The following is a 19,753-nucleotide window of genomic DNA, read 5'->3' on the forward strand; positions in this document are numbered from 1 at the left end:
GTCAGGCGTCCGCCAGCCTTGCCTCCTCCAGGTCCAGGGACCGCTGGAGCCGCCTGCGGGTCGTGTCGCTGATGGCGTGGTCGTCGTAGAGGCGCTGTAGTTCGACCGTTTCCACGGCGATCAGGTCGCGGCGGAGCTGCCGGTAGACCAGGTCGGCCGATTCGGCGTGCGCCGCTTGGCCGTTGTTGTCGGAGAGGCGGTCGCGGGCGTTGTCGAGGCGGGCGTTGAGGCCGCGGCGGAGGCGGTCGAGGACCACGTCCGGGACCGCCTCCAGCTCGGCCAGTTCGTCCAGACGGCGGATGCCCGCGTCGGCCAACCGGCAGCGGGCGGAGGCCTCTTCGCGTTCCGTGTGGTCGGGTTCCAGGGCGATGCCGGAGCGGCGGACGACCGGCGCGAGGGTGAAGCCCTGGACCACGAGGGTGACCACCACGACCGACGTGGTGAGGACCAGGACGAGGGGGCGGTCGGGCAGGGTGGCGCCGGTCCTGGTGACCTCGGGGATCGACAGGGCCGCCGCCAGCGGGAGGACACCCCGGGTGCCCGCCCAGGTCAGCACCATCGGTACCCGCCAATTCACCCTGTGCACCCCGCCCTTGCGCTGCACCAGTGCCGACAGCGGTGCCAGCCACAGCAGTCGTACGGCGATCAGGGTGCCCGCCACCGCGAGCGCGTACAGCGGCCACGCGCGGTCGCCGTCGGACAGTGCCCGTACCTGGGCGGGCAGCGCCAGTCCGATGAGCGAGAACACCACGCTCTCCAGGAGGAACACCACCGTGCCGTAGACGGCGTGGAGTTGGAGCCGTATGCGGGCGTTGGTGAGGCGGTCGCCGCGGCCGCCCAGGACGACGCCTGCCACCACGACCGACGTCACGCCGGAGGTGTGGGCGCCCTCCGCCAGGACGTACGCCGCGTACGGCGTGACGAGGGAGATGACCGTCTCCAGGACCGGGTCCTCGGTGCGGCGGCGGATCAGGGTGACGACGTAGGCCACGGCCGCTCCGATGACCGTGCCGCCGCCGGCGAGGACGACGAACTCCCCGCCCGCCGTACCCCAGTTGGCCGCCGCCGAGGTCACGGCGATGGTCACCGCGACCCGGAACAGGACCAGCGAGGTCGCGTCGTTGAACAGGGACTCGGCCTGGACGAGCACCTGGATCCGGGGCGGCAGGGCGAGGCGTCGGCCCAGTGCGGTGACGGCGACCGGGTCGGTGCTGGCCAGGACCGCGCCGAGGACGAACGCCATCTGCCAGGACAGCGGGGTCACCATCGACGCCACCCAGCCGACCGCCGCCGCGGACGCGAGGACCAGGCCGATCGCGAGGATCCCGACCGGCTTCCACACCGCCTTCAGCTCGCGCCACGACATGTCCTCGGCGCTGGCGTAGAGGAGCGGCGGCAGGACGACCAGGCCGATCACGTCGGGGCTGATCTCGATCGCCGGGGTGCCCGGCAGCAGGGCCACGGCGAGACCGGCGACCACGAGGAGGGAAGGTGCGGGGATCCGCCAGCGGCGGGCGAACGTCGCGACCAGCGTCGCCAGTACCACGAGTGCCAGAACCGTACCGACGCCGCGCATGCCGTCCCCTTGTGGTCTTGGACGAGCCCATGCGGACTCCCCGCCGACCAGACTTCCCGGCACACCGCGCACACCCTAACCCGGCCGGGCGCCGTCAAGACAGTGTCAACGTCCTCGCGGGCGGCGCCAGAGACGCGTCAAGAAGCCTGCCCGAGGCGCTGCGGGGCGCTTGTCTGGGAGGCGATGAACGACGTACGACGCGGGCGACTGAAGGTCTACCTCGGGGCGGCCCCGGGTGTCGGCAAGACGTACCGCATGCTCGACGAGGCACGGCGCCGGGCCGCTCGGGGCGCCGATGTGGTGGTGGGGTTCGCCGAGTGCCACGGGCGCCCGCACACCGAGGCGATGCTCGACGGCCTGGAGGTCGTGCCCCGGGCCCAATGCGCCTACCGGGGTGGGTACTTCGAGGAGATGGACCTCCCCGCGGTGCTCGCGCGCAACCCCGAGGTCGCCGTCGTCGACGAGTTCGCGCACAGCAACGTCCCCGGCGGCGGACGCAACGCCAAGCGCTGGCAGGACATCGACGTGCTGCTCGCCGCCGGCATCGACGTCGTCACCGCCGTCAACGTGCAGCATCTGGCCTCCCTCAAGGACGTCGTCGAGAAGATCACCGGGGTCCCGCAGCACGAGACGGTGCCCGACGACGTCGTACGGCGGGCCCAGCAGATCGAGCTGATCGACATGCCGCCCGAGGGACTGCGGCGGCGCATGGCGCACGGCAACATCTACACACCGGAGAAGATCGACGCGGCCCTGGCCAACTACTTCCGGCCCGGAAACCTCACCGCGCTACGGCAGTTGGCGCTGCTGTGGGTCGCCGACCGGGTCGACGAGGCCCTGCACACGTACCGTGCCGAGCACGCGATCGGCGGGGTGTGGGAGACCCGGGAACGGGTGGTCGTCGCCCTCACCGGCGGCCCGGAGGGCGACACGCTCATCCGGCGCGCCGCCCGCATCGCCGACCGGTCCGCCGGCGGTGATCTGCTCGCCGTGCACGTGGCCCGCAGCGACGGACTCGCCGCCGGGGTCTCCCATGCCTCGCTCGCCCGGCAGCGGCGTCTCGTCGAGGACCTGGGCGGCAGCTACCACTCGGTGGTCGGCGACGGCGTCGCCACCGCCCTGGTCGACTTCGCCCGCACCGAGAACGCCACCCAACTCGTCCTCGGCACCAGCCGCCGGGGCCGGCTGGAGCGGTTCCTGACCGGCCCCGGCACGGGAGAGACGGTCACCGAACTCTCCGGCGACATCGACGTCCACCGGGTCACGCACGAGCGGGCCGGACGCGGCACCCTGCTGCCCTCCCGCCGCCGCACGCTGTCCACGGCACGCCTGATTGCCGGGCCCGTGGCGGGACTTGTACTGCCGGTGCTCCTCACCGTCTGCCTCGCCCAGGTGCGCGGCACGGTCAACCTCACCAGCGAGGCCCTGCTGTTCCTCCTCGCCGTGGTCGGGGTCGCCTGCATAGGCGGCGTGGCCTCGGCGGTCATCGCGTCGGTCACGGCCTCGCTGCTGCTCAACTACTGGTTCATCCCGCCCATCGGCCAGTTCACCCTGGACGACCCCAACGCCCTGCTGGCGCTAGGGGTGTTCACGGTCGTGGCGGCGACGGTCGCCGCCGTGGTCGACCGTTCGCTACGACTCTCCCGGCGTTCGGCGCGTGCCACCGCCGAGGCCGAGACGATGTCGTCCCTCGCGGGCAGCATCGTGCGCGGCGGCCAGACCATCCCGGCGCTGCTGGAACGCACCCGCGAGACCTTCGGCACCGACTCGGCGGAACTCGTCGACGAACCACCGGACCACGAGGTCGGCTCCGGAGTCACCACCGTCCCCGCGGGCCCCGGCGCCTACCTGGTCCTGCGCGGACGCACCCTGTCCTCCTCGGAGCGCCGGGTGCTGGCCGCCTTCGCCGCGCATGTCGGCTCCGCCGTCGAACGCGCCCAACTCGCCGAGGCCGCCGCCGAGATCGAGCCGGTGAAGGCCGCCGACCGCTTGCGTACCGCGCTGCTGCGGGCCGTAGGACACGACTTGCGGACTCCGCTCGCGGCCGGGTGGGCGGCGGTCACTTCGTTGCGCGGGCGGGATGTCGAGTTCTCCGCGGAGGACCGGGACGAACTCCTCGCCACCGCCGACGAGTCCATGGCCAAGCTCAACCGACTGCTCGAGAATCTCCTCGACCTGAGCCGCCTCGAAGCGGGCGTCCTGCCGCTGAGCCTGCGGGCCACGAGCCTGGAGGAGGTGCTGCCGATGGCGCTCGCCGACGTGCCCGACGTGGATCTGCGGGACGTGGAGTCGATACCGCCGGTGCTCGTCGATCCGCCGCTGCTGGAGCGCGTGATCGCCAACCTGGCCGGCAACGCGGCCCGGCACACCCCGGCCGGGCGGCGAGTCATGGTCACCGCCAGTGCGCTGGGCGGGCGGGTGGAGTTGAGGGTCGTGGACCGGGGGCCCGGGCTGCCAACTACCGGCCGCGAGCGCCTCTTTGAGCCCTTCCAGCGGCTCGGCGACACGGACAACACCACCGGGCTCGGGCTGGGCCTCGCCCTCGCGCGTGGCCTCACCGAGGCGATGAACGGGACGCTCACACCCGAGGACACCCCGGGTGGCGGCCTGACGATGGTGGTGTCACTTCCGCTGGCCGAACGCGTGGACCCATCGGCCTCGACCGCGGCCGCTACTCCAGGCCGGACACCTTGAACACGGTCTCCGCGGTCTCGCGCTCGACGCGTTCCGCGACCCGGCGCAGCGCGGTCGCCCCGCACGTGAGCGAGCCGGAGGCCACGGACTTTCGGGAGCCCTCGGAGACGCGGTGCCACAGGTCGGGGTTGGTGACGAGGACGTCGGGGTCGATCTCGACCCTGCCGCCCAACTCGTCGCGCAGCACCAGCCGTTGAGAGATTCCCTCCAGGCACCGCACCGACACCAGCCGGTCCGTGCGGACGCGGCGCTCGCGCAGCAGGCCGCGTGAGGACAGCCAGCCCTCGCCCGCCCGGACCCGGGCCGGGTACAGCACCACGAGGAGCAGGACGGCGAGGGCGAGCCAGAGCGCGCCGCGCCACAGGGTGAGACGGCCGCTCAAGTGGTCGACGAGCAGCAGGAGTCCCAGCAGCGCGCCCGCGCAGCGGAACGTGTCGCGCAGGTCGCGCCTCCATCGGCGGTCGTGCGCGGACGCGGGTGCGTGGTCGGGGCGTCCCATGGTGGTGACGGTAGGGACTCCGGGCGTACGGAGGCCGGGCCTTGACGCGACTCTGACGGGCGGCCGGTGCTTCTTGACGCCCTCGCAGCGGTGGCGGGCGGTTGCCCTGGTCACACGGTCGTCAAGTTCGCGTCAAAGAACGTGTGTTCGGCGCGAAGAAGACGCAAGGAGAAGGGGAAACCGGCCACGGCGGGACAGAACCTGAAGCGCACTCGCGCGTTCCCGTCACCGCGCGTCCGTACGTGAAGGAGCCACCAGCATGACCGTTCTCACCGTCCAGCCGGGCGCGACGCCCGCCGACGAGGAGCCCCCGGATACCGGCGAACGCCACCGGCTGACCGCCCTCGCCGGGTTCGCGGCCCTCTCCCTGGACGCCATGGCGTCGGTGGCCTACGGCCCCGAGGCGATCGTCCTCGTGCTGGCCGCCGCCGGAGCGCACGGGCTCGGCTTCACCCTCCCGGTCACGCTCGCCATCGCCGGTCTGCTCGCGGTGCTCGTCGCCTCGTACCGGCAGGTCATCGCGGCCTTCCCGGACGGCGGCGGCTCCTATGCCGTGGCGAAGACCCACCTGGGCGCGCGGACGAGCCTGGTGGCGGCGGCCTCGCTGGTGCTGGACTACGTCCTGAATGTGGCGGTGGCCGTCACGGCCGGTGTCGCCGCTCTGACCTCGGCCTTCCCGGGGCTCTACGACGACCGGCTGTGGCTCTGCCTCGCCGTGCTCGTGCTGGTCACGGCGGTGAACCTGCGCGGGATCGTCGAGTCGGCCCGCGCCTTCATCGTGCCGACCGTCGTCTTCGTCGGCTCCATCCTCGTGCTCATCGCGGTCGGCCTGTTCCGATCCGCGCCCGTGAGCACCGCGACCGCCGACGGACACGCCTCCGCGCTCGCCGACAACGCGACGAGCGTCGGCACCCTGCTGTTGCTGAAAGCTTTCGCCAGCGGCTGCAGCGCCCTCACCGGCGTCGAGGCCATCGCCAACGCCGTGCCCTCCTTCCGCGCACCCCGCGCGAAGCGGGCCCAGCGCGCGGAGGTCGCCCTCGGCGCGGTGCTCGGCGTGATGCTGATCGGCCTGTCGGTGCTGATCTCCCGCTTCCATCTCCAGCCCGTCCAGGGAGTCACCGTCCTCGCCCAGCTCGCCGACGCCTCCCTCGGCCACAACTGGGCTTTCTACGTCATCCAGTTCGCGACGATGATCCTGCTCGCCCTGTCCGCGAACACGTCCTTCGGCGGGCTGCCGGTGCTGCTGAAGCTGCTGGCCCGCGACAACTACCTCCCGCACGTCTTCGCCCTCAAGGCCGACCGCCAGGTGCACCGGCACGGCGTGCTCGCGCTGGCCGCGGTCTCGGCGGCCCTACTGGTGTTCTCCGGCGGCGACACCAACACCCTCGTGCCGCTCTTCGCGATCGGCGTCTTCGTCGGGTTCACCGTCGCGCAGGTCGGCATGGTCCGGCACTGGCGCGGCGAACGCGGCACCGGCTGGCGCGGCAAAGCCCTGCTGAACGGGTTCGGCGCGCTCCTCACCGGCATCGCGGCCGTCGTCGTCACCGCGACCAAGTTCGAGGAGGGCGCCTGGCTGATCGTGATCACCCTGCCGCTGCTCGTGGCGGCCTTCGAGACCGTGCACCGCGCCTACGCGCACATCGGCGAACGGCTCGGTCTCGGCCGTATCCCGGATCCCCCGCACCGCGACCGGTCCGTCGTGATCGTGCCGGTCTCGTCCCTCTCCCGCCTCACCTCCGAGGCGTTGACGGCCGCGGCTTCCCTCGGCGACGAGGTGCGCGCGGTCACGGTCTGCTATCCGGACCCCGAGGACCGCGCCAACCTGCACGCCCTGGAACGCGCCTGGGCGCAATGGGACCCCGGCGTCCCCCTGGTCCAACTCTCCTGCGAGCGCCGCACGTTGGGCCGCCCCATCGCCGCCTACGTACGGGACGTCTCGGCGACGGAGCCGGACACCCGGGTCACCGTCCTGATCGCCGAGGTGGAGCCGGTACGGCTGTGGCAGCGCCTGCTCCAGAACCAGCGGGGCGCCGTCGTCGCCCATGCCGTACGACGGGACACGGACGCGGTGATCTGCCGACTGCGGTTCCGGCTGTTCTAGCCGTCGGTACGCCGAATGGCGGGGTTTCCCGAGCGGCCCCGCGCCCTTGCCGTAAGAGTCGCGTCAAAGGCGTATGCGTCGCCGTAAGGGACCCGTCAACGGCGGCCGAATCCGGTCACGGGCGCGGTTACCTCTAAGCGTCCGTTCCATTCGAACCTCATTCCAGGAGCTCACGATGGCCGATCTGGCCTTCGTCGTCACCACGATCGCGGTCTTCGCGTTGGTGGCCCTCGTCGCCAAGGGGGTGACGAAGCTGTGACCGCCGAGAACATTGTCGGCCTCGTCGTGGCCGTCGCCCTGCTGGGCTATCTCGTCCTCGCCCTGATCTTCCCGGAGAGGTTCTGAGTAGCGTATGGGTCCCGTCCTCGCCGGTGTGCTCCAGCTGATCGCCCTGATAGCGGCGCTGGCGCTCGCCTACATCCCCCTCGGCAACTACATGGCCAGGGTCTACTCCTCCGACAAGCACCTGCGCGTCGAGAAGTGGATCTACAAGGGCATCGGTGCCGACCCGAACACCGAGATGCGCTGGCCCGCGTATCTGCGCAGCGTGCTCGCCTTCTCGGCGGTCGGCGTCCTCTTCCTCTACCTCCTCCAGCGCCTCCAGGGCATCCTGCCCGGCTCGCTGGGCTTCTCCTCGGTCAACCCGGCGCAGTCGTTCAACACGGCCGTGTCGTTCGTGACGAACACCAACTGGCAGTCGTACTACGGCGAGCAGACCATGGGTCACGTCGTGCAGACCGCCGGTCTGGCCGTGCAGAACTTCGTCTCCGCGGCCGTCGGTATCGCCGTCGCGGTGGCTCTCGTACGAGGCTTCGCGCGCTCGCGCACCGGTGAACTCGGCAACTTCTGGGCCGACTTGGTGCGCGGCGTCATTCGCATCCTGGTGCCGCTCTCGGTCGTCGCCGCGCTCGTGCTCGTCGCCTGCGGTGCCATCCAGAACTTCTCCGGCATTCACGAGGTCGGCCAGTTCATGGGCGGCCACCAGCAGTGGAACGGCGGCGCGGTCGCCTCGCAGGAGGCCATCAAGGAGGTCGGCACCAACGGTGGCGGTTACTTCAACGCCAACAGTGCCCACCCCTTCGAGAACCCGACGCCCTTCACGAACCTGTTCGAGATCTTCCTGCTGCTGGTGATCCCGTTCGCGCTGACCCGCACCTTCGGCGTGATGGTCGGCTCGATCAAGCAGGGCTACGCGATCCTCGCCACCATGGCCACCATCTGGGTCGGCTTCGTCGCCCTGATGATGTGGACCGAGTTCGCCCACCACGGCCCGGCGCTCCAGATCGCCGGCGGCGCGATGGAGGGCAAGGAACAGCGCATCGGCGTAGGGGCCTCCTCGATCTTCGCGGTGTCGACCACCCTGACCTCGACGGGCGCGGTGGACTCCTTCCACTCCTCGTTCACCGGTCTCGGCGGCGGAATCACCATCCTGGGCATGCAGCTGGGCGAGATCGCACCCGGTGGTACCGGCTCCGGCCTCTACGGGATGCTGATCATGGCGGTCATCGCGGTGTTCATCGCCGGACTGATGGTCGGCCGTACGCCCGAGTACCTGGGCAAGAAGATCGGCACCCGCGAGATGAAGCTCGCGGCCTGCTACATCCTGATCACCCCGGCCCTGGTGCTGATCTTCGCGGCGGCCTCCATGGCGCTGCCGACCCCGCCGCACTCGATGCTGAACTCCGGCGCGCACGGGTTCTCCGAGGTGCTGTACGCCTTCACCTCCGCCGCGAACAACAACGGATCGGCGTTCGCAGGCCTGAACGCGAACACCGACTGGTTCAACACCATGACCGGACTCGCGATGGTGCTCGGCCGCTTCCTGCCGATGGTGTTCGTGCTGGCCCTGGCCGGCTCGCTCGCCGAGCAGAAGCCGGTGCCGGTCACGGCAGGAACCCTGCGCACCGAGAAGCCGCTGTTCACCGGTCTGTTGGTGGGCGCGATCCTCATCATCACCGGTCTGACCTACTTCCCGGCCCTGGCGCTGGGACCGCTGGCCGAGGGGCTGGCGTCATGAGCACCCGTATAGAAAACCAAGAGGACTCGATGTCCACAGCCACTCCGACCAGGGCGCCGCACAGCGATGTGCCGACCGGTCACAAGGACGAGGGACGTGTCGGCGCGGGCCTGTTCGACCCGAAGCAACTGATCAAGTCCCTGCCCGACGCCTGCCGCAAGCTCGACCCGCGGGTGATGGTCAAGTCGCCCGTGATGTTCGTGGTGTGGATCGGGTCCGTGCTGACCACGATCTTCTCCTTCAAGGACCCGGGCGACTGGTTCGGCTGGGCGATCAGCGCCTGGCTGTGGCTGACCGTCATCTTCGCCAACCTGGCGGAGGCCGTCGCCGAGGGCCGCGGCAAGGCGCAGGCAGACACCCTGCGCAAGGCCAAGACCGACACGGTGGCCCGGCGGCTCAACGGCACCGTCGAGGAGCAGGTGCCCGGCACCGAACTCCGCATCGGTGACCTGGTCGTGTGCGAGGCCGGCGACATCATCCCCGGCGACGGTGACGTCGTAGAGGGAGTGGCGAGTGTCGACGAGTCGGCCATCACCGGCGAGTCCGCGCCCGTCATCCGTGAGTCCGGCGGCGACCGCTCGGCCGTCACCGGCGGGACGAAGGTCCTCTCCGACCGCATCGTCATCAAGATCACGACGAAGCCCGGCGAGACCTTCATCGACCGGATGATCGCCCTCGTCGAGGGCGCCGCCCGGCAGAAGACGCCCAACGAGATCGCGCTGAACATCCTGTTGGCGTCCCTCACCATCGTCTTCCTGCTGGCCTGTGCCACGCTGCCGCCGTTCGCGGACTACGCGGGCACCCACCTCACGATGATCGTGCTGGTGGCCCTCCTGGTCTGTCTGATCCCGACCACGATCGGCGCGCTGCTCTCCGCGATCGGCATCGCGGGCATGGACCGCCTCGTCCAGCGGAACGTACTGGCCATGTCCGGCAGGGCAGTTGAGGCCGCCGGTGACGTCTCCACGCTGCTGCTCGACAAGACCGGCACCATCACCCTCGGCAACCGTCAGGCCTCCGAGTTCGTGCCGGTGACCGGCACCACCGAGGCCGAGGTCGCCGACGCCGCCCAGCTCTCCTCGCTGGCCGACGAGACGCCCGAGGGCCGTTCCATCGTCGTCCTGGCGAAGGAGAAGTACGGTCTGCGGGAGCGCCACCAGGGCGAGTTGGCCCACGCCGAGTGGATCGCGTTCACCGCGCAGACCCGGATGTCCGGCGTCGACGTGGACGGGCGCAAGATCCGCAAGGGTGCGGCCGGTTCGGTCGTCACCTGGGTCCGGGAGCGGGGCGGCGAGGTGTCCGAGGACGCCGGCGCGCTCACCGACCGGATCTCCGCGGCCGGCGGCACCCCGCTGCTCGTGGCGGTCGAAGACACCGAAGGCGCACGGGTGTTGGGTGTCATCCACCTCAAGGACGTCGTCAAGGCGGGCATGCGGGAGCGGTTCGACGAGCTGCGCCGCATGGGCATCAAGACCGTCATGATCACGGGTGACAACCCGCTGACCGCCAAGGCGATCGCCGAGGAGGCGGGCGTCGACGACTTCCTCGCGGAGGCCACTCCCGAGGACAAGATGGCGCTCATCAAGCGGGAGCAGGCCGGCGGCAAGCTGGTCGCGATGACCGGTGACGGCACGAACGACGCGCCCGCGCTGGCCCAGGCGGACGTCGGCGTCGCGATGAACACCGGCACGTCGGCCGCGAAGGAGGCCGGCAACATGGTCGACCTCGACTCGAACCCGACCAAGCTCATCGAGATCGTCGAGATCGGCAAGCAACTCCTCATCACCCGGGGCGCGTTGACGACGTTCTCGATCGCCAACGACGTCGCGAAGTACTTCGCGATCATCCCGGCGCTGTTCGCGGCGGTCTACCCGGGCCTGGACAAGCTCAACATCATGCACCTGGCCTCGCCCGACTCCGCGATCCTCTCCGCGGTCATCTTCAACGCGCTGGTCATCATCGCGCTGGTCCCGCTCTCCCTGCGGGGCGTGCAGTACCGGCCGGTCAGCGCCGACAAGATGCTCCGCCGCAACCTGGGGATCTACGGCATCGGCGGGCTGATCGCGCCCTTCATCGGCATCAAGATCATCGACCTCCTCATCTCCCTCATCCCCGGAATCGGCTGATCGGCTATGAACAACTCGGTATCCAACACAGCCCGGTTGCTCTGGGCGGGCCTGCGTGCCCTGCTCGTGCTGACCCTGGTGACGGGCGTCATCTACCCGCTGGTCGTCACCGGGATCGCCCAGGGGATCTTCCCCGGCAAGGCGAACGGCTCGGAGATCAAGTCGGAGGGCAAGGTCGTTGGCTCGTCCCTCATCGGGCAGTCGTACAACCTGCCGTTGAAGAAGGGGCAGGAGACCCCGGACCCGGATCTGAAATGGTTCCAGGGCCGGCCGCAGAACGGGCTCGGCACCAACAGCATCAACACGCAGTACTCGTTGATCCTGTCCGGCGCCACCAACCTCTCCGCCGACAGCAAGGTCCTCGTCCAGCAGGTGAAGGACGCCAAGGCCGCGGTCATCAAGGACAACTCGGTGCCCGGCTACACGGTCAAGGCGTCCCAGGTGCCCGCCGACGCGGTCACGTCCTCCGGCTCCGGCCTCGACCCGGACATCTCCCCGGCGTACGCGGACCTCCAGGTCCACCGCATCGCCGAGAAGAACGGCCTGTCCGTCACCCAGGTGCAGAAGCTGGTCGACGAGCACACCGACGGCCGCACCCTCGGCTTCATCGGTGAGCCGACGGTGAACGTGCTGGAGCTCAACATCGCGCTCAAGTCCCTTGTGACGAAGAGCTGATGGCGTTACACGACCGGCAGGGGAGTCGGCGGCCCGGGGGAGACCCCGGTGCCGCCGACTCCCGCCGCCATGCCAGGGACCACACGAAAGGCACACCCCCATGACACGGGTGCTGGTGGTGGAGGACGACCCGCAACTCGTACGGGCCCTCGTGATCAACATGCAGGCCCGGCAGTACGGCGTCGACGCCGCCCCCGACGGAGCCACCGCGCTCCGGCTCGCGGCCGCGCGACAGCCGGACGTCGTGATGCTCGACCTCGGACTGCCCGACATGGACGGCGTCGACGTCATCAAGGCGCTGCGCGGCTGGACCCGGGTCCCGATCCTGGTGCTGTCGGCCCGGCAGGCCTCCGACGAGAAGGTCGCCGCCCTCGACGCGGGCGCCGACGACTACATCACCAAGCCGTTCAGCATGGACGAACTCCTGGCCCGGCTACGGGCGGCGGTCCGCCGCGTCGAGGACGTGCCGCTCGCCCCGGCGACCACCCTCGTCACCACCGACGACTTCACCATCGACCTGCTCGCCAAGAAGGCCACCCGCGACGGACACGACATCCGGCTCACCCCCACCGAGTGGCATCTGCTGGAGATCCTGGTCACCAACCCCGGCCGCCTGATCACGCAGAAGTACCTGCTGCAGGAGGTGTGGGGGGTGACCCAGAGCAACAAGACCAACTATCTCCGGGTCTACATGGCCCAGTTGCGCCGCAAGCTGGAGGGGGACCCGTCGAGCCCCCGCTATCTGATCACCGAGCCCGGCATGGGCTACCGCTTCGAAGGATGACATGGGACGCGGCAAGCTCCGGATCTACCTGGGCGCGGCACCGGGCGTCGGCAAGACGTACGCGATGCTGTCCGAGGCGCACCGGCGAATCGAGCGGGGCACCGACTGCGTGGTCGCCTTCGTGGAACACCACAGCAGACCGCGCACCGAGGTGATGCTGCACGGCCTGGAGGAGATCCCGCGCCGCGAACTCGCCTACCGGGACACGACGTTCACCGAGATGGACGTCGACGCGGTCCTCGCCCGCCACCCCGAGGTGGCCCTCGTCGACGAGCTGCCGCACACCAACATCCCCGGCTCCCGCAACGCCAAGCGCTGGCAGGACATCGAGGAGCTGCTGGCGGCGGGCATCGACGTGGTCTCGACCGTCAACATCCAACACCTGGAATCCCTGGGCGACATCGTCGAGTCCATCACCGGCGTCCGCCAGCAGGAGACCGTCCCCGACGAAGTCGTCCGCCGCGCCGACCAGATCGAGCTGGTCGACATGTCACCCCCCGCGCTACGGCGCCGGATGGCCCACGGCAACATCTACAAACCGGACAAGGTCGACGCGGCCCTCTCCAACTACTTCCGGCCCGGAAACCTCACCGCTCTAAGGGAGTTGGCGCTGCTCTGGCTCGCCGACCGGGTCGACGCCTACCTCCAGGAGTACCGCAGCGAACACCGCGTCTCGGCGATCTGGGGCTCGCGGGAGCGGATCGTCGTCGGCCTGACCGGCGGCCCCGAGGGCCGCACCCTCATCCGCAGGGCCGCCCGGCTCGCCGAAAAGGGCGCGGGCGGCGAGGTGTTGGCGGTCTACATCTCCCGCAGCGACGGACTGACCTCCGCCTCCCCGAAGGAACTCGCCCAACAGCGCACCCTCGTCGAGGACTTGGGCGGCACCTTTCACCACGTCGTCGGCGAGGACATACCGGCGGCACTGCTGGACTTCGCACGCGGGGTCAACGCCACCCAGATCGTCCTCGGCGTCTCCCGCCGCAAGGGCTGGCAGTACGTCTTCGGGCCCGGCGTCGGCTCCACGGTCGCCCGCGAGTCCGGCCCCGATCTCGACGTCCACCTCATCACCCACGACGAGGCGGGCAAGGGGCGGGGACTGCCCGTGAACCGGGGCGCGCGGCTCGGGCGCGCCCGGATCGTCTGGGGCTGGCTGGCCGGAATCGGCGGACCGCTGCTGCTGACCTGGCTGTTGAGCAGTGTCGCCCCCGAAGTCGGCCTGGCCAACGACATGTTGCTCTACCTGACCCTGACCGTGGCGGCGGCCCTGCTCGGCGGACTCTTCCCCGCACTGGCCTCGGCCGCGGTCGGATCGCTGCTCCTTAACTGGTACTTCACCCCGCCCGTGCACACCTTCACCATCGCCGACCCCAAGAACATCGTCGCCATCGCGATCTTCGTGGCCGTCGCGGTGTCGGTCGCGTCGGTGGTCGACCTGGCGGCCCGCCGCACCCACCAAGCCGCCCGGCTGCGCGCCGAGTCGGAGATCCTCTCCTTCCTCGCGGGCAACGTGCTGCGCGGCGAGACCAGCCTGGAGGCCCTCCTGGAACGCGTCCGGGAGACCTTCGGCATGGAGTCCGCCGCCCTGCTGGAGCGCGCGAGCGACGTCGAACCCTGGACCTGCGCGGGCAGTGTGGGCCCCCGCCCCTGCCAGAACCCGGAGGACGCGGACGTCGACGTACCGGTCGGCGACCACATGGCCCTCGCCCTCTCCGGCCGGGTCCTGCCCGCCGAGGACCGCCGCGTGCTGGCCGCCTTCGCCGCGCAGGCAGCCGTGGTCCTGGACCGCCGTCGCCTCCGTGAAGAGGCCGACCAGGCAAGGGCGTTGGCGGAAGGCAACCGCATCCGCACGGCACTCCTGGCGGCCGTGAGCCACGACCTGCGCACACCCCTCGCGGGCATCAAGGCGGCGGTGTCCTCGCTCCGTTCGGAGGACGTCGCCTGGTCGGAGGAGGACCAGGCCGAGTTGCTGGCCGGCATCGAGGACGGCGCCGACCGCCTCGACAACCTCGTCGGGAACCTACTCGACATGTCCCGCCTCCAGACCGGCACGGTCACCCCGATCATCCGCGAGGCGGACCTCGACGAGGTGATCCCGATGGCGCTGGGCGGGGTCCCCGAGGACAGCGTCGAACTCGACATCCCCGAAAGCCTCCCCATGGTCCCCGTCGACAAGGGCCTCCTCGAACGCGCCGTCGCCAACATCGTCGAGAACGCGGTGAAGTACAGCCCGGAGCGAACTCCCGTACTGGTCAAGGCGAGTGCCATCGCCGACCGCGTGGAGATCCGGGTCGTCGACCGCGGCCCCGGCGTCCCCGACGAGGCCAAGAACCGCATCTTCGAACCCTTCCAGCGCTACGGCGACGCCCCGCGCGGCGCCGGAGTGGGCCTCGGCCTCGCGGTCGCCCGCGGCTTCACCGAGGCCCTCGGCGGCACACTCAGCGCCGAGGACACCCCCGGCGGCGGCCTCACGATGGTCCTCAGCCTCCACCTCGCCCCCGCACCCGCCCTTGCCCCCGCCGAAGGTTCCACCTACAGTCCGGCTCCGTAATATTCGTCAGTCGGCCCGAAACTTTCGAGCACGGGCCGTACGAAGGGGCGGGGACACATGCGGACCTACGACAACCCGGTCATCGGCGGCTTCCACCCCGACCCCAGCGTGTGCAGGGTCGGCGAGGACTACTACCTCGCGTGCTCCAGCTTCGAGTACGTCCCCGGGGCCCCGCTCTTCCACAGCCGCGACCTGGTGCACTGGCGCCAGATCGGCAACGCCCTTGACCGGCCAGGGCAGTTGGACCTGCCGGACGACACCCCCGCCTCGGCCGGCATCTACGCCCCCACCCTCCGCCACCACGACGGCCGCTTCTATCTGATCACCACCGACGTGCGCGGCAAAGGCACCTTCATCGTCACCGCCGACCGGCCCGAGGGCCCCTGGTCGGACCCGGTAGTCGTCGACATCCCCGGCATCGACCCCGACCTGGCCTGGGACGAGGACGGCAACTGCTGGTGTGCTCTCGCCGGGGTGACGGTGTCCCGCATCGACACGACGACCGGCAAGGTCCTGGAGGGCCCGATCCCGATCTGGTCCGGCACCGGACTCCAGCACCCCGAGGCCCCGCACCTCTACCGCGTCGGCGACTGGTGGTACCTGATGATCGCCGAGGGCGGCACCGCACACGGCCACAGCGTCTCGATCGCCCGCGCCCGCTCCCCGCGCGGCCCCTGGGAACCGGCCCCCGCCAACCCGATCCTCTCCCACCGCAGCACGGACCTCCCCATCCAGAGCACCGGCCACGCCGACCTGGTCACCGCCCCCGACGGCACCTGGTGGATGGTCCTGCTCGGCACCCGTCCCCGGGGCTGGTTCCCCGGCTTCCACGTGCTCGGCCGCGAGACGTTCCTGACCCCGGTGGAGTGGATCGACGGCTGGCCCCGGGTCGGCCCGGTACGGGAACAGCACCCGGCACCGGAGGCCTGGCATCCCTTCCAACTCCCGCCGGTACGCGACGACTTCGACGCCCCGGCCCTCGCCCACACCTGGATCTCCCCGCGCAGCCGACCGGACGACAGCTGGTCGCTGACCGAGCGCCCGGGCTGGCTGACCCTCGACGCGAAGTCCGCCCCGGTGTTCCTCGGCCGCCGCCAACAGCACCCTGACTGCCGCGCGTCCGTCCGGATCGACCCCGGCTTCGGCCGCGCCGGTCTCTCCGTCCGCATGGACGAGGCGCATCACTACGACATCGAGGTCGCCGGGGGAGCGGTGAGCGTGGTCGCGCGGATCGGCCCGGTGCGGCAGCGCATCGCCGAGCACGCGGTGCGGCCAGGTCCGCTCACGTTGACCGTCGACATCAGCACGGCCGACGTCGGTACGCGCGGCCCCGACACCCTCACGTTCTCAGTGGAGGGTTCCGAAGGCGCCGTAGAACTGGCCGAGTTGGACGGGCGCTATCTGTCCACGGAAGTGGCCGGGGGATTCACCGGGCGGGTGATCGGCATGTACGTCACCGAGGGGGAGGCGGCCTTCGACTGGTTCGACTACCAGGAGGCACTCCGACAGCGGCCGACTACGTAGGGTGACTAACCCCGGAAATGCGTCGGGGCCGGTGCGCACTTCATGTGTGCGGCCGGCCCCTCATGTCCCTGAAATGCTCACGCGGGAAATGCTCAAGCGGCTGTCACCACTTGGCGGTGCGGGGCGATGATCTGCCCGTCGGGCAGGAGCTCACCGGTGTCCTCGAACAGGAGAACGCCGTTGCACAGCAGGCTCCAGCCCTGTTCCGGGTGGTGCGCCATGAGGCGGGCGGATTCCCGGTCGGCGGATTCGGCTGTGGGACACGGTGGCTGGTGCTTGCACATTGGTGGGATCTCTCGCTCTGTTGTGGTCATGTCCGTCCCCCGTGGTGTTGAGTCGGTCCGAACCCAGTGTTGCCCCATGGACGTCAATCCGCAGGGATTTAGCAGCACCGCTTCTCACAGGTTCATGACGCATCACCCGCGCGGACGGTTCATCCCAATTCCCAGCTCGTACGAGCTTTTTCGTGCTCGGACGAGCGTTACGAGCGTGAAAGGGCCGGAAACGCGATCGTACCCCGCCACCGGGAATTCGATGACGGGGTACGAGGGCGACCGGAGGGGAAAGTCAGGCGGGAGAACCGAGCAGTGGCGCCGGAGTCACCCGATGGGTCAGCACCGGCAGCAACTCGGCGACCCGGTGCGGACGATGGGCCGCGATGCCGGGCGGTGCCGGGGCCAGCGGGACCAGCAGATCGGACGCGACGGGGTGGCCGCTGGCACCGTCCGCCGTGAGGTCGCCGTGCAGCCAGAGCGTGAGCATGTAGAGACCGGGCACGGAGAGAAGGCGCGGCTGGTAGGCGCCCTTCATGTTCTCGGCCTGGCGCAGCGCCCGCTCGGTGGAAGCGATGTACGGGCCCTCGAAGAAGTGCGAGAACGCCCACCCGTCGGGGGTCAGCATCGTCTCGGCCGCGGCGACCGCGCGGTCCCCGCAGCGGATCAGGAAACGCCATCCGGCCAGCCGGGTGACGGCCGTCCCGTCCGCGGACACGCGGTCCAACACATGCAGGGGCAGGGGGAGTTCGGGTGTTGCCGGTCCCTGGGCCGCGCGCAGGGACGGCGTTTTCGCCTCGCGGACCGCGGTAGGGGAACCGAGTGCCGTGAGAACGGAGCGCAGGGCGGGCGCGGGAGCCGGGGGGACATGCAGCGGCATGGTGGGTCGCCTCTCATTCGACAGGCACTGGTGGCGCGAGGGCGGGGCGGGGGCGGACGGCGCTGTCAGCTCTCGGGGTCAGGGAGGCCGGGCCGGGTTCCGTGAACATGGGTACGGCCTGCCGCACGTCACCTAGACGGCAGGTTCCAGGACCGGGGCGCCAACCTTCTGCCTTGTTCGCGGAGTTTATACGACACGGGTTCAGACGATGTTTCGTCTAACCGTTTCCCGTATGAACAACAAGGACCTATTAGGCCAGCGATTCACGGGAATCATCCCGGTTCCGAACGGGCCCTACGGCGATGACCTCGGGATATGTCGCCGATGGGGTCGGCCAATTCGCGTCGGCGTTTTTCACGAGGTCTTCATTGTGCGGGAACTGCTCGCTGCCGCATGCCTCGTGAATGTGCCGCGGGTCACGTTCGACCAGAGTAGCGGGCGCCGGGCCGGTCCGGGGACGTTATCGATCGCCAGGTCTGGGCATCATCCTTCCTGACCCGGGGACGAGTGGGACGAGGAGGTGAGGCATCGTGGGTGAGAAGGTCGTTTCGGGAGGATCGTTCGAGCTCGCCGACCGTCAGCGCTACCGCGCCAAGCTGCGGCGCTGTCTGGCGGGGCTGGAGCGGCTGCTGGCCGAGAAGCGGTTCGACCGCCCGAAGAACCTCATGGGGCTGGAGATCGAACTGAACCTCGTCGGTTCCGACGGCATGCCGAGAATGCTGAATGGCGAGGTGCTGGAACGCATCGCGAGCCGAGATTTCCAAACAGAACTCGCCATGTTCAATCTGGAAGTCAACATTGCCCCACACCGATTGGAGGGCCGGGTATTCGATCGGCTCGCCGAGGAGATCCGTACGTCACTGGCATATGCCCATCGGAAAGCGGGCGAGGTCGACGCCGGAATACTGATGATCGGCATTCTGCCGACGCTCGACCGGGACGACCTGGTCTCCTCGAACCTCTCCGCGGTCGACCGGTACACCCTGCTCAACGACCAGATCGTGGCCGCCCGCGGCGAGGATTTCGTCCTCGACATCGACGGCGTCGAGCACCTCACCTGCACCTCGGGCTCCATCGCGCCCGAAGCCGCCTGCACCTCCGTGCAGTTGCACCTCCAGGTCACCCCGGACCGCTTCGCCGACGTGTGGAACGCGGCCCAGGCCGTCGCCGCCGTCCAGGTCGCCGTGGGCGCCAACTCGCCCTTCCTGTTCGGCCGCGAGCTGTGGCACGAGTCCCGGCCCCCGCTGTTCCAGCAGGCCACCGACACCCGCCCGCCCGAACTCCAGGCCCAGGGCGTCCGCCCCCGCACCTGGTTCGGCGAGCGCTGGGTCACCTCCGCGTACGACCTCTTCGAGGAGAACCTGCGCTTCTTCCCGCCCCTGCTCCCGATCCATGACGACGAGGAACCCCTCGACGTCCTCGACGCCGACGGCATCCCCACCCTCGCCGAACTCGTCCTGCACAACGGCACGGTGTACCGCTGGAACCGCCCGGTCTACGGCATCGCCGACGGCGTCCCGCACCTGCGCGTCGAGAACCGCGTCCTGCCGGCCGGCCCCACCGTCACCGACGTCATCGCCAACACCGCGTTCTACTACGGCGTCGTCCGCGCCCTCGCCGAGGAGTCGCGCCCGGTGTGGACCCGGCTGCCCTTCGAGGCCGCCGCCGCCAACTTCGACACCGCGTGCCGCCACGGCATCGACGCCCGCCTGCTCTGGCCCCGGCGCGGACGCCTCGGCGGCACCACCGAGATCGACGCGGTGGCCCTCGTACGCGACGAACTGCTGCCGCTCGCGGAGGCCGGGCTGGACGCGTGGGGGGTCGAACCGGCCGACCGGGACCTGTACTTGGGCGTGATCGACGAGCGCTGCCGCCGCCGGGCGAACGGCGCGACCTGGCAGTCCGCCACGTTCCACCGCGCACTGGAGCAGGGGCTCAGCAGGGAGGCCGCGCTGGCCGCGACGACCCGCCGCTACAGCGAGTTGATGCATCTCGGGGAGCCGGTGCACACGTGGCCGGTGGGGTTGCCGGAGCCGGTGCCGCTGGGGTGAGGTGCG

The 19,753-nt window shown here is 70.1% G+C and carries 14 protein-coding genes; 10 read left to right on the forward strand and 4 right to left on the reverse strand.

Features of this window, described 5'->3' with window-relative positions:
* Position 1 precedes the first annotated feature (1 nt).
* Positions 2-1,576, reverse strand: coding sequence for a Na+/H+ antiporter (locus OG504_RS43375; RefSeq protein ID WP_405994668.1), 1,575 nt, complete (start codon positions 1,574-1,576; stop codon positions 2-4).
* 183 nt (positions 1,577-1,759) lie between these two features.
* Between OG504_RS43375 and OG504_RS43380 the strand changes: the two genes are divergently transcribed.
* A complete protein-coding gene (locus OG504_RS43380) occupies positions 1,760-4,270 on the forward strand; it encodes an ATP-binding protein (RefSeq protein WP_405994669.1) in 2,511 nt (836 codons plus the stop codon).
* Here OG504_RS43380 and OG504_RS43385 read toward each other — a convergent pair.
* Positions 4,248-4,769 (reverse strand): hypothetical protein, encoded by a 522-nt coding sequence (locus tag OG504_RS43385; RefSeq protein WP_405994670.1) that lies wholly within the window; start codon positions 4,767-4,769, stop codon positions 4,248-4,250. The two genes, OG504_RS43380 and OG504_RS43385, sit on opposite strands and share 23 nt — an antisense overlap.
* 259 nt (positions 4,770-5,028) lie before the next feature.
* Here OG504_RS43385 and OG504_RS43390 point away from each other — a divergent pair, with 259 nt between their 5' ends.
* The 8 genes from OG504_RS43390 to OG504_RS43425 all read left to right on the forward strand — a co-directional run bounded on the left by OG504_RS43390 (position 5,029) and on the right by OG504_RS43425 (position 16,544).
* Positions 5,029-6,870, forward strand: a complete 1,842-nt coding sequence (locus OG504_RS43390) for an APC family permease (protein ID WP_405994671.1) — start codon at positions 5,029-5,031, stop codon at positions 6,868-6,870.
* Between the two features lie 255 nt (positions 6,871-7,125).
* Entirely contained in the window at positions 7,126-7,215 is a 90-nt protein-coding gene (gene kdpF / locus OG504_RS43395; protein WP_016434100.1) for a K(+)-transporting ATPase subunit F, read from the forward strand.
* Positions 7,216-7,222: 7 nt separating this feature from the next.
* The gene (gene kdpA, locus OG504_RS43400) at positions 7,223-8,887 is read left to right on the forward strand and encodes a potassium-transporting ATPase subunit KdpA (protein ID WP_405994672.1); all 1,665 of its coding nucleotides are present in this window, start codon (positions 7,223-7,225) and stop codon (positions 8,885-8,887) included.
* A gap of 29 nt (positions 8,888-8,916) precedes the next feature.
* Complete coding sequence (gene kdpB, locus OG504_RS43405; protein WP_405994673.1) at positions 8,917-11,013, forward strand: potassium-transporting ATPase subunit KdpB; 2,097 nt, start codon at positions 8,917-8,919, stop codon at positions 11,011-11,013.
* 6 nt (positions 11,014-11,019) lie between these two features.
* Positions 11,020-11,688, forward strand: a complete 669-nt coding sequence (locus OG504_RS43410; RefSeq protein ID WP_405837920.1) for a potassium-transporting ATPase subunit C — start codon at positions 11,020-11,022, stop codon at positions 11,686-11,688.
* Between the two features lie 100 nt (positions 11,689-11,788).
* Positions 11,789-12,472 carry a response regulator gene (locus tag OG504_RS43415; protein WP_033283378.1) on the forward strand — a complete coding sequence of 228 codons (684 nt, stop codon included), beginning with the start codon at positions 11,789-11,791 and terminating at the stop codon, positions 12,470-12,472.
* A gap of 1 nt (position 12,473) precedes the next feature.
* Positions 12,474-15,020, forward strand: coding sequence for a DUF4118 domain-containing protein (locus tag OG504_RS43420; protein ID WP_405994674.1), 2,547 nt, complete (start codon positions 12,474-12,476; stop codon positions 15,018-15,020).
* 57 nt (positions 15,021-15,077) lie between these two features.
* Positions 15,078-16,544, forward strand: coding sequence for a glycoside hydrolase family 43 protein (locus OG504_RS43425; RefSeq protein ID WP_405994675.1), 1,467 nt, complete (start codon positions 15,078-15,080; stop codon positions 16,542-16,544).
* Positions 16,545-16,636: 92 nt separating this feature from the next.
* On the opposite strand, the gene OG504_RS43430 is transcribed toward OG504_RS43425, so the two are convergent.
* Together OG504_RS43430 and OG504_RS43435 are read right to left on the reverse strand one after the other, a co-directional pair.
* Complete coding sequence (locus OG504_RS43430; RefSeq protein WP_033283380.1) at positions 16,637-16,828, reverse strand: DUF5999 family protein; 192 nt, start codon at positions 16,826-16,828, stop codon at positions 16,637-16,639.
* 283 nt (positions 16,829-17,111) lie between these two features.
* Entirely contained in the window at positions 17,112-17,696 is a 585-nt protein-coding gene (locus OG504_RS43435) for a hypothetical protein (RefSeq protein WP_405994676.1), read from the reverse strand.
* A gap of 530 nt (positions 17,697-18,226) precedes the next feature.
* On the opposite strand from OG504_RS43435, the gene OG504_RS43440 reads away from it, so the two are divergent.
* Positions 18,227-19,747: a glutamate-cysteine ligase family protein gene (locus OG504_RS43440; protein WP_405994677.1), complete on the forward strand. Its 1,521-nt coding sequence runs from the start codon at positions 18,227-18,229 to the stop codon at positions 19,745-19,747.
* Positions 19,748-19,753 lie beyond the last annotated feature (6 nt).

The organism is Streptomyces sp. NBC_00986 (assembly GCF_045162565.1).
Taxonomy (GTDB): Bacteria; Actinomycetota; Actinomycetes; order Streptomycetales; family Streptomycetaceae; genus Streptomyces.

What these genes read in the sequence shown, in the direction of transcription:
- OG504_RS43375 (WP_405994668.1), bottom strand. Translation starts at nt 1,576, where the DNA reads ATGCGCGGCGTCGGTACGGTTCTGGCACTCGTGGTACTGGCGACGCTG.
- OG504_RS43380 (WP_405994669.1), top strand. Translation starts at nt 1,760, where the DNA reads ATGAACGACGTACGACGCGGGCGACTGAAGGTCTACCTCGGGGCGGCC.
- OG504_RS43385 (WP_405994670.1), bottom strand. Translation starts at nt 4,769, where the DNA reads ATGGGACGCCCCGACCACGCACCCGCGTCCGCGCACGACCGCCGATGG.
- OG504_RS43390 (WP_405994671.1), top strand. Translation starts at nt 5,029, where the DNA reads ATGACCGTTCTCACCGTCCAGCCGGGCGCGACGCCCGCCGACGAGGAG.
- kdpA (WP_405994672.1), top strand. Translation starts at nt 7,223, where the DNA reads ATGGGTCCCGTCCTCGCCGGTGTGCTCCAGCTGATCGCCCTGATAGCG.
- kdpB (WP_405994673.1), top strand. Translation starts at nt 8,917, where the DNA reads ATGTCCACAGCCACTCCGACCAGGGCGCCGCACAGCGATGTGCCGACC.
- OG504_RS43410 (WP_405837920.1), top strand. Translation starts at nt 11,020, where the DNA reads ATGAACAACTCGGTATCCAACACAGCCCGGTTGCTCTGGGCGGGCCTG.
- OG504_RS43415 (WP_033283378.1), top strand. Translation starts at nt 11,789, where the DNA reads ATGACACGGGTGCTGGTGGTGGAGGACGACCCGCAACTCGTACGGGCC.
- OG504_RS43420 (WP_405994674.1), top strand. Translation starts at nt 12,474, where the DNA reads ATGGGACGCGGCAAGCTCCGGATCTACCTGGGCGCGGCACCGGGCGTC.
- OG504_RS43425 (WP_405994675.1), top strand. Translation starts at nt 15,078, where the DNA reads ATGCGGACCTACGACAACCCGGTCATCGGCGGCTTCCACCCCGACCCC.
- OG504_RS43430 (WP_033283380.1), bottom strand. Translation starts at nt 16,828, where the DNA reads ATGTGCAAGCACCAGCCACCGTGTCCCACAGCCGAATCCGCCGACCGG.
- OG504_RS43435 (WP_405994676.1), bottom strand. Translation starts at nt 17,696, where the DNA reads ATGCCGCTGCATGTCCCCCCGGCTCCCGCGCCCGCCCTGCGCTCCGTT.